At 59.4% G+C, this 13,441-nt stretch carries 15 protein-coding genes; 7 read left to right on the top strand and 8 right to left on the bottom strand.

Annotation, left to right across the window (positions count from 1 at the left end):
- The 4 genes from BGO62_RS03260 to BGO62_RS03245 form a co-directional block, all read right to left on the bottom strand.
- A partial coding sequence (locus BGO62_RS03260; RefSeq protein WP_296639280.1) for a glycosyltransferase occupies positions 1-962 on the bottom strand: 962 nt, incomplete at its 3' end.
- Between the two features lie 3 nt (positions 963-965).
- Positions 966-1,892, bottom strand: coding sequence for a mitochondrial fission ELM1 family protein (locus BGO62_RS03255; RefSeq protein ID WP_296639278.1), 927 nt, complete (start codon positions 1,890-1,892; stop codon positions 966-968).
- Positions 1,885-2,457 carry a Uma2 family endonuclease gene (locus tag BGO62_RS03250; protein ID WP_296639276.1) on the bottom strand — a complete coding sequence of 191 codons (573 nt, stop codon included), beginning with the start codon at positions 2,455-2,457 and terminating at the stop codon, positions 1,885-1,887. Before BGO62_RS03250 ends, BGO62_RS03255 begins: the two co-directional genes overlap by 8 nt.
- Positions 2,458-2,632: 175 nt before the next feature.
- Positions 2,633-3,877, bottom strand: coding sequence for an FAD-dependent oxidoreductase (locus tag BGO62_RS03245; protein WP_296639274.1), 1,245 nt, complete (start codon positions 3,875-3,877; stop codon positions 2,633-2,635).
- A 266-nt stretch (positions 3,878-4,143) separates the two neighbouring features.
- Here BGO62_RS03245 and BGO62_RS03240 point away from each other — a divergent pair, with 266 nt between their 5' ends.
- From BGO62_RS03240 to BGO62_RS03210, 7 genes are all read left to right on the top strand, one after another.
- Entirely contained in the window at positions 4,144-4,536 is a 393-nt protein-coding gene (locus tag BGO62_RS03240) for a type IV pilin protein (protein ID WP_296639271.1), read from the top strand.
- Positions 4,527-5,105 (top strand): type IV pilus modification protein PilV, encoded by a 579-nt coding sequence (gene pilV / locus BGO62_RS03235; protein ID WP_296639269.1) that lies wholly within the window; start codon positions 4,527-4,529, stop codon positions 5,103-5,105. The genes BGO62_RS03240 and pilV overlap by 10 nt, the downstream gene beginning before the upstream one ends.
- A gap of 2 nt (positions 5,106-5,107) precedes the next feature.
- Complete coding sequence (locus BGO62_RS03230; RefSeq protein WP_296639282.1) at positions 5,108-6,199, top strand: PilW family protein; 1,092 nt, start codon at positions 5,108-5,110, stop codon at positions 6,197-6,199.
- Complete coding sequence (locus BGO62_RS03225; RefSeq protein WP_296639267.1) at positions 6,196-6,690, top strand: pilus assembly PilX N-terminal domain-containing protein; 495 nt, start codon at positions 6,196-6,198, stop codon at positions 6,688-6,690. Before BGO62_RS03230 ends, BGO62_RS03225 begins: the two co-directional genes overlap by 4 nt.
- Positions 6,691-6,716: 26 nt before the next feature.
- Complete coding sequence (locus tag BGO62_RS03220) at positions 6,717-9,797, top strand: PilC/PilY family type IV pilus protein (RefSeq protein WP_296639265.1); 3,081 nt, start codon at positions 6,717-6,719, stop codon at positions 9,795-9,797.
- Between the two features lie 65 nt (positions 9,798-9,862).
- Positions 9,863-10,345, top strand: a complete 483-nt coding sequence (locus BGO62_RS03215; RefSeq protein WP_296639264.1) for a GspH/FimT family protein — start codon at positions 9,863-9,865, stop codon at positions 10,343-10,345.
- A 311-nt stretch (positions 10,346-10,656) separates the two neighbouring features.
- The gene (locus BGO62_RS03210; RefSeq protein ID WP_296639262.1) at positions 10,657-11,196 is read left to right on the top strand and encodes a GspH/FimT family pseudopilin; all 540 of its coding nucleotides are present in this window, start codon (positions 10,657-10,659) and stop codon (positions 11,194-11,196) included.
- Positions 11,197-11,368: 172 nt separating this feature from the next.
- Here the strand turns inward: BGO62_RS03210 and BGO62_RS03205 are convergent, their stop codons facing one another.
- The 4 genes from BGO62_RS03205 to lspA all read right to left on the bottom strand — a co-directional run.
- Positions 11,369-11,575, bottom strand: a complete 207-nt coding sequence (locus BGO62_RS03205; RefSeq protein ID WP_296639260.1) for a hypothetical protein — start codon at positions 11,573-11,575, stop codon at positions 11,369-11,371.
- 206 nt (positions 11,576-11,781) lie between these two features.
- Positions 11,782-12,753, bottom strand: coding sequence for a 4-hydroxy-3-methylbut-2-enyl diphosphate reductase (gene ispH, locus BGO62_RS03200; protein ID WP_296639258.1), 972 nt, complete (start codon positions 12,751-12,753; stop codon positions 11,782-11,784).
- Positions 12,725-13,162 (bottom strand): FKBP-type peptidyl-prolyl cis-trans isomerase, encoded by a 438-nt coding sequence (locus tag BGO62_RS03195; RefSeq protein WP_296639239.1) that lies wholly within the window; start codon positions 13,160-13,162, stop codon positions 12,725-12,727. Before BGO62_RS03195 ends, ispH begins: the two co-directional genes overlap by 29 nt.
- A partial coding sequence (lspA, locus tag BGO62_RS03190) for a signal peptidase II (RefSeq protein ID WP_296639236.1) occupies positions 13,159-13,441 on the bottom strand: 283 nt, incomplete at its 5' end. The genes lspA and BGO62_RS03195, both read right to left, overlap by 4 nt.

Raw genomic sequence — 13,441 nt, 5'->3', positions numbered from 1 at the left:
TAGATGGTGCGTAGGATTTCCCCCACCCCGCCATGATCGAAGCCTGCCATCGGCACCCCCAGCCGCAGCGCCTCCAGCGTGGTGCGGCCAAACGATTCGGGCTGGGAGGAGAGCGACAGCACCAGGCTGGAAATCGCCAGGATGTTTTTCAGGTCGTCGCGCTGGCCGGTGAAGCTGATGTCGGCTTCCAGCCCCATGCTGCGCACACGGTAGCGCAGCTTCTGCAGATAGCGCTGCTTGGAGGCCGACGCACCGCCGGCAATCAAGCCATGCACGCCCAGGCCGCGGCGCTTCAGCCGTGCGATCAGTTCGATAAACGCTTCATGCCCCTTGAGTCGGGTGATGCGGCCGGGCAGGGTGAGGATCAGCTTGCCCGTAGCGTTGGGGAACTGCGCGAAAAATGTGTTCTGCCATGCAGGATCGGGTTTCCAGCCGTGCGGATAGACCCTGCCTTCGACGCCGCGGTGGATGACGCGGATGCACTCCGGCTGCGTGTCGGGGTAGTTCTGCACGATATAGTCGCGCACCGTGTCGGAGACGGCGATCACAGCTTCGCCGCGCGTCATGATGCGGCTGTAGCCGTTGACGCCATACATGCCGTGCACCGTAGTGACGAAACGCGGGCGCGTTGCCGGGTTCATGCCGCGCCAGGCAAGATATGCAATCCATGCCGGCACGCGCGAGCGCGCATGGAGGATGTCCACTTTCTGTTCGGCCAGGAAGCGGCGCAGCCTGCGGACGAGCAGCAGCGTTTTGAGCGATTTTTTGCCGATCGGCCAGGCGAAGTGCTCGGCGCCGGATGCAACCAGCGGCGCGACCAGCCGCCCGCCCGCCGACATCACCAGCGCCCGGTGGCCGCGCTCGACCAATGCGTGTGCAATTTCAAGTGTGCCACGCTCCACTCCGCCGGATTCCAGCGCGGGCAACAGTTGCAGGACAGTCAGGTTTTTTTGCTCAGCCATTAGCTACGTTTTTTTCTTCAGCCAGTCCAGAATCCAGGCCGCACAGCGGTCTGCCTCGGCCAGCGGGTGAGGGTTGGGATGCAGCTTGCCGTGCGTGCACCAGTGCACGAAGCGGGTAATGCGCTGCGCGTCGGCGAGCTGCGCGATCGCTTGGCCGACGCGGCTTTTCGGATTGGCCGGCAGGTCGAACACGCCGACCGCCGCACCTGCCGTCAATGCCTCGAATACCATCGAGGCGCTATCGGGCGTCACCCACACCGTGCCGCATCGCGCCAGTTGTTCGGGCAGCCAGTCGGGCGAGGTGGCGGTGTGGGGGATGACCGTCAGCTTGGGGGAGGACGGCAACTGCGCCAGAAAATCCGCCGGGGTGCGGCGCGAGGTGGTGAGCGTCCACTCCATGTCGGGCGTGCGTGCGAGAATGCCTTTGATCTGCACCTGGATTGCGTCGCTGTCCCATTCGAAATGCGGCGAGATGCCGCCAAGCAGGATCAAGCCGTGGCCCGCATCGCGTGCCGCCGCTGGCTGGATACGGTTCAGCGCACCCGCGGTCACCAGCGTGCGCGCATCTTCCGCAATGCCGTCGTGTTCGGGAACGATGCACAAATCGAAGCAGCGGCGCGGCAGGCTCGGCTTCATCAGCACCACGCTGCGCCCGCCGCGTGCCCGCCGCGCGGCCAACAGCGTCAGATGAGTGGAGTGCCCGGCGCCGATGATCAGGTCGGGCCTGGGCAGTGTGTCGCCGGGAAGGCGTTTCAGCAGCAGCGCAAGCCAGGCGCGCCAGGCGGGCAGGGCGCGCAGGGTATGGGTTTCGACGGGGACGGCGCGAGCCAGCGCCTCGGCCAGCCCGCGCGACTGATTGACGTGGCCCGGCTTGCCATCGCTGACGACCCAGACGAACAGCGGGGGGCGCTTGCCGGCCGCCTCAGACAACGAGCAGCCCCGTGTCCTCGTACAAACCGTCCAGCGACAGGGCGAGGCGGGCGTCACCGCACGCCACATCCAGCCGGTCTTCAGGCGAGAGTTCCTGTTCGAACCAGGCGCTGTGTTCATCGCGAAAACATACCTTGGCCCACAGTTCCGAATCGGCCAGCAGGTAATAGCGCAGGCCTGCCAACCCGCGATAGGCCGCTGATTTCTCGCGCACATCAATGCTGGCAGCGGCGGGGGACAGCACTTCTGCGATGAGGCTGGGCGACTGTTTGTAGATCGGGTGGTCGTCAGCCGGGTCGCACACCAGCATCGCGTCGGGATAATAATACGTCGAGCCGCTGGCAAGCCGCAGCTTCATGTCGGCCATGAACGCACGGCAGGTTTTACCGCGGGTGGCGCTGCGCAGATGGAAAGCAATATTGAGCGCAATGTGGTTGTGCCGCTCGCTCGCGCCCGCTATCGCGAAAATTTCGCCGTCGACCAACTCATGTTTGCCGGTCGCGGTTTCCTCGCGGTTCAGGTAGTCGGCTTCATCAATCCGCGAATGGACGTGGGCTTGTGACATGGCAAGTGACCAGATTGGTGGACGAGACGATTATCCTATTGATTCGGCGCGAATTGAAACCCGTCGATTTGGTAGCGATAAAACCGCTGATGCCACATTCAAGCCGCAGGGTGCTTACATTCGCAGTGAGGGCGCCGCCTCCACAACGGTGTTCGGCCCGCAATGGATATCCGGGCTAAAAACATGCGGACCATGCCCGCTCAAGCGCCGCCTGCCAGCGATACGGCGCGGGATCGAGCGCCGGCGTCCTGCCTTCCATCAGATCGAGCAGAAGTTCCGCCGAAGCCGGCGCCATCGTCACCCCGTAGCGGTAATGCCCGGCGTTGACGAATACATTGTCGAAATCGGGATGGCGGTCGATGACCGGGATGTTGCCGGGCGAGCCGGGGCGCAGTCCGGCCCAGTGCCGCACCGGCCGGGCATCCGCCAGGATGGGCAGCAGTTCGGCCGCCTCGGCATGCAGCCGCTGGTGCGTGGCTGCGTCGGTCGTTTTGTCGAAGCCGGCGTCTTCCAGCGTGCTGCCCACCAGCACATGACCGTCGCGGCGCGGAATCAGATACAGCCCGTTGCGGTAGAGGATCGTGTCGAGCACACCGGGTTCCAGCTTGAACAGCAGCATCTGGCCGCGGATCGGGCGGATCTGCGGCATGGCAGCGAGTCCAGCCAGCCCCAGGCCGGACCATGCCCCGGTGGCCAGCACTACGCTGTCGGCCGGGAAAGTGTCCGTCTTGGTCCGCACCGCTGTCACCCGTCCGCCCTGCGTTAGTACCCCGGTGATCGGGCATTCTTCGCGTATCTTTCCGCCCAGCCGCAGCACCGCCGCACGCAATGCTGCCACCAGACGCGGGTTGCGCACCTGCGCCACGTCGGGCAGCCAAATGTGGCCATCCTTGTTAAGGATGCGCTGGTTGATTCCGTCATCGCGAGGCTCAAAGAGCCGTGGCAATCCATCGGGCGCTGATTCCGCAAGCATTCCGGACTGCTTCATTTCGCCCGCAATGACGAAGGGTGAACGCTTCAGCGCTACTTTAAGGGTATCGGGCAGCCGATGCAGTGCGTCCGGATAGCCCCGCTGCGCCGCCATCCCGTGCGTTGCGCACCAGGCCAGCGCCTGCTCCGGCGCGGTCACATCCAGCGCCAGCATGCCGCAACGCCAGAACTCAGCATCGCGTCCCGATATCGCCTCGATGTTCGCTACCCAGTCCGCATAGGCCGCCATCGACCGCAAGGCCAGCGCGGAAACCGGTTCCGCGTAATTCCACGGCAGCAACGGCGACAAAATTCCGCCGCCCGCCCACGATGATTCGCCGCCCACGGCACCGCGCTCCAGCACGCTCGCCCCGTGACCACGATGCAATAAAGCCAGCGCAACGCTCAGCCCCGATATCCCTGCCCCCACTACCAGCGTATGCCCGGTCAAGCTGCGGCCCCTTTTGGCGCCCTGGGAAAGCAGATTTTCTTCATCGCGTAATTTTAGGGGGTTTTCCCGAACTCGCCATGCTGCAGTCGTGCACGAGGTCTATAGAATTCGCGCCGTGTGCCGTAATAAGCGGTTAGTGCAATCCTCGTGAGAGATAGCTTTTAAATGTGTGCCCGCCCATTCGCCCAAAGGCGCCAGTCATCGGACAAACGTGGCGGCTTGCTTGCGCGGTGATTAGGATTCAGAGCGTATAAAAGGGAAGAGACATGAAGTCAGGCAGACAAAACGGGTTCACCCTGATTGAGTTGATGATCACCGTGGTGATCATTGGCATTCTGGCGTCTATCGCCTATCCGTCTTACACCCAATACGTTATTCGCGGACACCGCGCCGCCGCGCAGGCGCAGATGATGGACATCGCAAATCGGCAGCAGCAGTTCTTTCTGGCCAATCGAAGCTACGCGTCGACTTTGGGCGACATTAGCTATTCGCTTCCCCCTGAAGTGGGGGCGAAATACACGGCAGGGCTCGTGGCGAACAACGTGGCGACGCCGCCAAACTTCACTATCACTTTCACCGCCACAGGCTCGCAGGCCAGCGATGGCAATCTCACCCTCAATAGCGAAGGCGTCAAAGGGCCCGCCGCAAAATGGAAATAAACCGGTCCTCGTCACCTCCTAGTGCTCAGCGTGGTACTTCCTTGATCGAAGTGCTGGTCACGATCGTCATTCTGGCCATTGGGCTGCTGGGCTTGGCCGGATTGCAGGCGCGCTTGCAATCGTCCGAAATGGAAGCCTATCAACGCGCTCAGGCGCTTGTCCTGTTGAACGATATGGCCAGCCGTATCGCCACCAATCGGACCAATGCATCGAGTTATGCCGCCGCCGCCCCCACCACCGCCCCGCTGGGCGGCACGGCAGCCTGCCCCACCGCCACAGCCACCCGGCAACAGACCGATGTCGGAGAGTGGTGCAATGCTCTTAAGGGTGCAGGGGAGACGCTGGGTGGCGGCAACGTTGGCGCTATGGTCGGTGGCCGTGGCTGTATCGAGGACATTGGCGGCGGCCAATACTTGGTTTCGGTGGCCTGGCAAGGCATGACACCCATCTCGGCACCTGCCCCTGCCTGCGGACAAGGCCTCTACAATGGCGCGGCAGGCTTGGCCTGCACGGGAGATCTCTGTCGTCGCGTCATCACCACGGTCGTCCGCATCGGGAATCTGACGTGAACATGACTATCGGAAAATGGCATGCACCCCGGCATGCCCAAGGCCTTTCCCTGATCGAATTGATGATTGCGATTGCCATTGGCATGGTGATCGTGGGGGCTCTGCTCGCGCTTTTTCTCAATGTCACCCGTGCCAATAACGAGATGGCGAAAATGAACCGGCAGATCGAGAATGGTCGATTCGCCATTCAATTGTTGCAGGATGACCTTGTTCACGCCGGATTCTGGGGCGATTTTGTCCCACGATTCGAGGATCGCAACGTGAGTGCGCCGGACGACATGCCTAACGCAATACCCGACCCCTGCAAAGCGCCAGGAACCTGGGTCGCGGCCGACCGCAATAACCTCATCGGCATTCCGGTACAGGCTGATGTCGGGGCTTGTGCGACAGTGACCAACCAGCAGGCCGATACGGATGTGCTTGTCGTTCGTCATGCCGAGCCCAGCGCGGGAACCGCCTGCGGTGGGGAGGTTTGCTTCCAGGCATCGCAATGTAATGCGGAAATCAATGCCACACCACCGCAAAGCTTCGTTCTCGCTAGTAGTGGACATGTTCTGCACAAGAAAAATTGTTCGCCCGCTGTCTTGCCGGTCAGTTCGGGCGATATTGCGGTGACGCGCAAGTTCATCTCCAGCATTTATTACATACGCGACTATTCGGTCGCTGTGGGCGACGGTATTCCCACCCTGATGCGCTCTGAGTTTGCCGGTGGTGAACATCAAGCTGCGCAACCTCTGATTGAAGGAATAGAAGGATTCAGAATTGAATACGGTATCGATAATCTCGGTAAGAATGGTGCGGCAGTGAGCTATGTGGGCGCGGTGAACCGCGGGGATGGCATTCCTGATACCTTCGTCAATAGCGCGGGTTTGAATTGTATTAGCGCTGCAAACTGTGCTGCAGCCAATGTTGTCGCCGTCCGGATCCATGTCCTGGCGCGCAGTTCAGAAATCACGCCGGGCTATACCGATACTAAGGTCTATACCCTGGGCAGCGCGGGCTCCATGGGACCATTCAACGACGGCTTCAAGCGCCACGTCTTCACCACCACCGTTCGCCTTGTCAACCCGTCCGGACGGAGAGAGACGCCATGATGATGTCAGCAACGCGACGTGCCCAGCAAGGTGCCACCCTCATCGTGGGCCTGATCATGCTGGTATTGCTGACGCTGGTTGTCACTTCCGCTTTCATGCTGAGCAGCGGTAACCTCAAATCCGTTGGCAACATGCAATTCCGCGATGAGGCGATCGCTGCTGCCAATGTGGCTATTGAGCAAATCATCAGTTCCGATTTCACCACGCTGCCCGTGAGTTCGACCATTCCGGTCGACATTGATCAGGATGGAACCAATGACTACACCGTCAACGTCATGACGCCCGTTTGTGTTCAGGCGGTTTCGATTTCTACCAGCGTAGCCACGCTCAGTGGCGTGACATCGGGAGTGCCGAGCACGATCGATTACAACACCGTATGGGATATTGAAGCTCGGGTCAGTAGCACGAATACCGGCGCAGCGGTGACTATCTGGCAGGGGGTTCGTAAGCGTCTTACCCAAACGCAGTATGCGGCATCGGCATGCGTTTGAGCATGCCGACTCAGAGGAGCAGGAAGATGGAATTCCCGAAATTGGCACGTTGCCTTGCAGCCGGTTTGCTGTTCGCCATGCCATTTGCACATGCAGAGGACATCGACCTTTTTACCGGGGTGGATGCGGCAAGCACCGATCTGCCCAATGTGCTGATCGTCATAGACAATACCGCAAACTGGAGTACGGCATTCACTGCTGAAATGGCAGCACTTGCTTCGACCGTGGATGGTCTTGAAAATAACAAGTTCCGGCTTGGCTTCATGATGTATACCGAAACAGGCAGCGGCAATGGCAATCCGGACGGCGCCTATGTGCGCGCTGCGGTGCGCACCATGTCGGAGGCGAATAAAACGCTATATAAAAACCTTGTCCTCGACTTTCATGTAAACAACGACAAGTCAAATAACGGCAAGCTTGGTTTGACGATGTCGGAGGTCAACCGTTATTTTTCCAGCAGCACCGCCTATGCGGGCGCCAACAAGAAAAAACGCGATTTCACAGGCAATGCATCCGGAACGGCGGCGGCCAATGCCGTGTACACGCTGCCTGGCAATGCGTTGGCATCGAGCGATGCAACGATCTATCAGGCCCCCACGTCCTCGGTCTGTAAGAAAAATTATGTGATATTCCTGAGTAACGGCAAGTCGAGCTCAAATAATAGCGACAACACGACAGCCACCAATCATCTTGCTGCAGCTGGAGGCAAGACGACGACGATTCCGTTGACGCCCAGTGGAATGCAGTCTGAAATCGCAGATGAGTGGGCGCGCTATCTTGCCAATAAAACCACCAATCCTGTCGTCACCTATGTGATCGACGTAGTACCTACGGTCGCAGGTCAGTATTCTGCTGATTACAAGGCATTGCTGCAGAGTATGGCCGAAGAGGGCCAGGGTAAGTATTTTGATGTGGGGTCGGCTGGCGCAGCCGATGTGGGCGCCAAGATCAAGGCGGCGTTCGATCAAATCGTCGCTGAAATCCAGGCCGTCAACAGCGTGTTCGCCTCGGCCAGCTTGCCGGTGAGCGTGAATACGCAAGGCACTTACCTTAATCAGGTTTTCATCGGGATGTTCCGGCCGGACATCGACACCAAGCCGAGCTGGAAGGGCAACCTGAAGCAGTACAAGTTCAAGGCCAGCGTGCAGGGCAGCGGTTTTGCACTCAACCTGGTCGATGCCAATGATGAATTGGCAATTAACAACAATACTGGTTTCATTACCCAATGCGCACGCAGTTTCTGGACTTCGGCGACAGTGGACAGCTATTGGGACTATAAAGGTTCAGAAGCAAAGGGGTCTTGTACGGCTGTTGCAAATTCGATCTGGTCCAATACGCCGGACGGCGAAGTGGTGGAAAAAGGAGCGGCAGGATACATGCTGCGGGCTATTGCGCCGGCATCGCGCACTGTCAAAACCTGCGGCACCTGCGCGGCGGGCAGCCTCGACGATTTCGTGGACGGAAATCTTGGTATTACGGCCGCAGCCCTGGGAGCTGCCGATGCCACTCAACGTACCAAGATCATCAATTGGGCACGCGGCACCGATGTCAAGGATGAGGATGGCGACAAGGATGTGACAGAGATGCGCCCGTCGGCGCTGGGTGACGTGGTGCATTCGCGCCCGGTGGCAGTGGACTATGGTGGCAGCACAGGTGTGGTGGTGTTCTATGGCGCCAACGATGGCATGCTTCACGCAATCAATGGTAATCAGACGGGGACAGACGCAGGCAGTGAATTGTGGTCTTTCATCGCGCCCGATCAATACGGCAAGCTGAAAAGAATCTACGATAATTCGTTGCTCATCACGTTTCCGAGTGCGGGTGACGCCACGGCTAAACCCTATTTCTTCGATGGGCCGATTACGGCCTACAAAGACAATACCAATACTTGGATTTATGCGAGCCAGCGGCGCGGTGGGCGCATGATTTACGCGTTTGATGTCAGCACGCCGGAATCACCAAGCTTGTTGTGGCGCAAGGGATGCACGACGGGTTTGGGCGATGACACCGGTTGCATGACGGGTTTCGAGCAAATTGGCCAAACTTGGTCCGCCCCCAAAAGCCTCAAGGCAGCTGGTTACGGGTCGGGTGACTCACCGATGCTAATTGTGGGCGGCGGCTACGATACTTGCGAGGATACCGATAACGGCACAACCAACAATAGCTGCACTTCGCCGAAGGGAAATCGGGTCTATGTGCTTGATGCGAGCAAGGGAACGCTATTGAGGACATTCAATACTACGCGTAGTGTGGTAGGCGACGTCACCATAGTGCCAAACTCATCAACTGGGTTGGCAGAATACGCTTATTTGACCGATACGGGAGGTAACGTTTATCGGATTACCTTCGGTACGGAGTCGCCCACCAACTGGGCATTCACCAGGATCGCTTCGCTCGGCTGCGGAACGCCGTCGGGCTGCGCGGGGGGAACCTCCAACCGTAAGTTTTTGTTCGGACCTGAGGTAGTGGTGGCTCCAACATTCAATGCGGTACTGATGGGGTCGGGAGATCGCGAGCATCCACTCAATTCGAATACGGCGACAACCAGTGTGAACAATGCTTTTTTCATGCTGAAAGACAAACCTTCGGATAACACTTGGCTTTCCAGTGAGTCGACCATTTGTGGGGGGGATTTTCTGTGCCAGGATTCTTTGCTCGGGATCAGCAATGACGGGGGTAATCCTTCAGCAACTGACCTTGATGCCAAGAAGGGCTGGTATTTAACCTTCAGCGATAAGGAGCAGGTAGTGACCTCTGCTGTGGTTGTGTTTGGTGAGGTGACATTCAGTACGCATATCCCTACAGTACCCGACGCGAATGCTTGCACCTCGTCCCTTGGAACAGCTCAGGTATACAACATCAATTACCTGGATGCGTCGCCGGTTGGGCAGGCTGGCAGCCGTTATGCGCAAGTCTCAGGTGGAGGGCTACCACCCTCTCCGGTATCGGGTATGGTGACGGTAGCCAATCCTGCGACCGGACAGCCCATGACAGTGCCTTTCATTATTGGGGCCAGTCCGGAATCGCCAGTCGAAGTGAAATTAAAGACGAGCGGAAGTGGCGTGACCGGCAATAAGGAACGCGTCTATTGGTATATCCAGAAATGAGCTATCGCCACGAAAGCTCTCGGGAAGCTCGCATTAGATTCGCTGCAAAGGTGAGTCGCAGGTTCATGATGATGCGTGGTTTTACTTTGGTTGAGCTTTTAGTGACGATTGCTATCGCTGCTATCCTGGCGGCGCTAGCGATTCCCTCTTTTCAGAATGCCGCACTGAGCAGCAAGCTCAATACGCTTGCCAATAATTTTGTGGCCAGCGCGCATTTGGCGCGCAGCGAGGCGATTAAGCGCAACGCGACAGCGACGCTGTGTGCCTCGTCAAACGGCAGCAGTTGTACCGGCGCCTGGAAAGATGGCTGGGTGATTCTGGCTGGGGGCTCGGTAATTTACACGCAGGCCGCGTTGCCCAATGGGTTCTTGCTTTCGGGGGATGCAACCAGCATCGTCTTCCAGCCGACCGGTGTCGGAGCAACCCCCGCCAATCTGACTCTTTGCCGCGCCACCCCGACGATCGGCACATCGAAAAGAACTATCACCGTCAGCCTAACCGGAAGACCAAGCGTGACGAAAGTCGCTAGCGCTAGTACGTGTCCCTGAATGGAACTTCGTCCGGAAGCTTAGTGTACGTCCTTGGACAATAGCTTGACGCTCCAAAGCATATTTTTTGCAGCCAGGCCTGGCTCAGGTGCAGGTTCTTGCGCATTTTCAAGCTTCCGCCGTGTTCAGATAAATCCAATTTAACAGCGTAAGGGTAATGCCTGACTCCGGGTTTCAACCGGAATGAAAATACATTGTCGTGTTAATTCAAATGATTATGTGTTTTTTTTTGGCGGACCTACAACTAAAGTTGTATAGCTCGTTTCCGCCCCAAGTGTCACTCTGAGAATCACGAGTGGACAGGGGGCGATATGAAACAGTCGGGTGTAACGCTGCTGGAGCTGATGGTGGTGCTGGCTGTTTCCGCAATCCTGCTGGGGATTGGTATTCCCGGCTTTGCTGCTTTCACGCGTAACAGCCACTTGACGAGTGCCGCCAATGAGCTGCTTTCTTCCTTGCATCTGGCGCGCAGCGAGGCAATCAAACGCAGTTCGCGTGTGGTGGTATGCACGTCGGTAACGGGAACATCCTGCGCCGTCGGTGGTGGCTGGCACCAGGGGTGGCTGGTGTTTCATGACGCCAACAACAATGCAGTGGTGGATTCGGGCGAAACGGTAATCCAGGCCAGACAGGCTTTTCAGGCCGGGCTTAGGCTCACCGGCAACACCTTGGTTTCCAAATACATTTCCTACGCACCCAGTGGCGCGAGCAAGCTTACCTCCGGGGCCTTCCAGGCCGGAACGCTGACTTTGTGCAGTGAGTCGGACGGCTCGGGAAGCGGAAGGCAGATCGTTATCAGCAGTACCGGCAGGCCGCGCACAGCAAAGGTCACACTCGCATCCTGTCCATGATCGGGTGGCGTCGCATACATTGAGGCCGCGCGCTTCGGCCTCAAGGCGCACCGCCCACGGTACGCAGTGGAGATGAGGCTTTTAGACTCGATGGGTGCATACGCGGCCCGCGTATTGGGCGGTTATTCTTTGTGTTGCAGGGGCAACCAGGCGCAGGCGTGTGTGGTTCGGGTCAATGGTGAGCAAGGCGTCGTCTGTCGGCTCGGTTTTCATTTGGCGCAAGGCAAGCGATGATCTGCTTGGCAATTGCGTCAGGGTTAAGCTCTTCGGAACGGATTCGCACGACGCGGGGCTTGTCGCCATGGGGCGCGGCGAGAATCGCGTTGAAGTACGGATCGTGAGTAAGCGCAACATAGTAGTTTGCGCTGGCGTAGGCCATGATTTCCGGGGCAGGCGCGTTTTTACGCCCAATAATGACCAATGCAGCGCTTCGAAGCCAGCTTCAGTCAAGACACCAGGCCCGCACGGCGGCAGGGGCGGCAGGTTCATGCCTTGGCCGACGTGACCTCACGTTCTTTGGCTCGCCATGCTGCGTAGGGTATCAAGGTTTGGATGCGTCGATGATCGGACTGCGGCGATCTGAGGTCAAATCCCCAAGCCTTTCGGCAAGGCGAACGCAATCCTCTCTTGAGCGCCATCGAGGTTCGTTACGGTGCCGATGCCCAATTGGTTCAGCCGATCGATAACAGCGCGCACCAGAATTTCCGGTGCTGAGGCGCCGGCGGTGAGTCCTACTCTGTTCTTTCCGGCCACCCACTGCGGATCGATTTCCGACGCGTTGTCCACCATATACGCGGGCACTCCCAGGTTCTCTGCGACTTCCCTCAAGCGGTTGGAGTTGGAGCTGGTCGGCGACCCCACCACGATCACCACGTCGCATTGCGGCGCCAGCGCCTTGACCGCGTCCTGGCGGTTCTGCGTGGCGTAGCAGATGTCGTCCTTCTTCGGCCCGGTGATGAGGGGGAAGCGTGCGCGCAGGGCGCCGACCACGCGCGCGGCATCGTCGACCGACAGCGTGGTCTGGGTGACGTAGGCGAGCTTGTCGGGGTCAGCGACTTGCAGGCTGGCGACATCTTCCGGCGTTTCCACCAGATGCATGCCGCTTTCCGACTGCCCCAGCGTGCCTTCGACTTCGGGGTGGCCCTTGTGGCCGATCATCACGATCTCGTATCCCTTGTCGTGCATCTTGCTGACTTCGACGTGCACCTTGGTGACCAGCGGGCAGGTGGCGTCGAAAACGTTGAGGCCGCGTGCCTCGGCTTCGGCACGCACCGCCTTCGATACGCCGTGGGCGCTGAAGATGACGGTGGCGCCGGCTGGCACTTCGTCGAGTTCCTCGACGAAGATCGCGCCCTTGGCCTTGAGGTCGTTGACGACGAAGGTGTTGTGGACGACTTCGTGGCGCACGTAGATCGGCGCGCCGAATTTTTCCAGCGCGCGCTCGACGATGGCGATGGCGCGGTCGACCCCGGCACAGAAACCGCGCGGGTTGGCGAGAAGGATGGTGGATGTCATGAGGGTTCCCGTCTCAGAGGATGCGTACGATTTCCACTTCAAACTCAATCGACAGATCGGCGAGTGGATGGTTGAAGTCGACCTTCACCGCCTCGTCGCCGATTTCCAGGATGTGCCCGGCCAGGGTCTGGCCGTTGGGCATGGCGAATTCGACCAGTTGATCGACTTCGAATGCCGTATCGGCCGGCAGATCGGTTTTGGGCAGGGTCTGGATCAGTTCGGGCTGGCTTTCGCCGAAGGCCTGCCAGGGATCGAGCAGGAACACGTGGCGCTCGCCGGGAACCAGGTCGATCAGCCATTGCTCCAGCATCGGCGCCAGGGTGCCGTCGCCGAGCGTCACGGTGTCCGCTTCGGCATCGTCGAAGTTGGAGATGAGATCGTCGCCGCCGCGTGGGCGTAGCGCGTAGCGGAGCTGGAGGGTGTCGCCCGGGGCGACGCTGCGCACGGTCATGGCCGGCCCGCTGCGGCGGGCTTGCCGCGCAGGCTGTCCCAGATCAGCAGGGCGGCGCCGATGCTGATGGCGGAATCCGCCACGTTGAACGCCGGCCAGGCAAAGCCACGATAGTGGAAATACAGGAAGTCCACCACATGCCCCAGCACCACGCGGTCGATCACATTGCCGAGTGCGCCGCCGAGCACCAGCGCCAGGGAAAATGCCAGCCCCGGTTCGTGCGCGTGGCGCTTCAGCAGGCGCACGATGATCACGGTGGCGACGACGCCCACCGCGATG

Origin of the sequence: Thiobacillus sp. 65-1402 (assembly GCF_001897685.1) — a bacterium.
GTDB lineage: Bacteria > Pseudomonadota > Gammaproteobacteria > Burkholderiales > Thiobacillaceae > Thiobacillus.
The sequence above is the reverse complement of the archived record's forward strand: the minus strand, read 5'-3'. Positions and strand labels throughout refer to the sequence as shown.

Excerpts from the sequence above, each read along its gene's own strand:
- BGO62_RS03250 (WP_296639276.1), bottom strand. The coding sequence starts at position 2,457 with ATGTCACAAGCCCACGTCCATTCGCGGATTGATGAAGCCGACTACCTG.
- BGO62_RS03240 (WP_296639271.1), top strand. The coding sequence starts at position 4,144 with ATGAAGTCAGGCAGACAAAACGGGTTCACCCTGATTGAGTTGATGATC.
- pilV (WP_296639269.1), top strand. The coding sequence starts at position 4,527 with ATGGAAATAAACCGGTCCTCGTCACCTCCTAGTGCTCAGCGTGGTACT.
- BGO62_RS03230 (WP_296639282.1), top strand. The coding sequence starts at position 5,108 with ATGACTATCGGAAAATGGCATGCACCCCGGCATGCCCAAGGCCTTTCC.
- BGO62_RS03225 (WP_296639267.1), top strand. The coding sequence starts at position 6,196 with ATGATGATGTCAGCAACGCGACGTGCCCAGCAAGGTGCCACCCTCATC.
- BGO62_RS03220 (WP_296639265.1), top strand. The coding sequence starts at position 6,717 with ATGGAATTCCCGAAATTGGCACGTTGCCTTGCAGCCGGTTTGCTGTTC.
- BGO62_RS03215 (WP_296639264.1), top strand. The coding sequence starts at position 9,863 with ATGATGATGCGTGGTTTTACTTTGGTTGAGCTTTTAGTGACGATTGCT.
- BGO62_RS03210 (WP_296639262.1), top strand. The coding sequence starts at position 10,657 with ATGAAACAGTCGGGTGTAACGCTGCTGGAGCTGATGGTGGTGCTGGCT.
- BGO62_RS03205 (WP_296639260.1), bottom strand. The coding sequence starts at position 11,575 with ATGGCCTACGCCAGCGCAAACTACTATGTTGCGCTTACTCACGATCCG.
- BGO62_RS03195 (WP_296639239.1), bottom strand. The coding sequence starts at position 13,162 with ATGACCGTGCGCAGCGTCGCCCCGGGCGACACCCTCCAGCTCCGCTAC.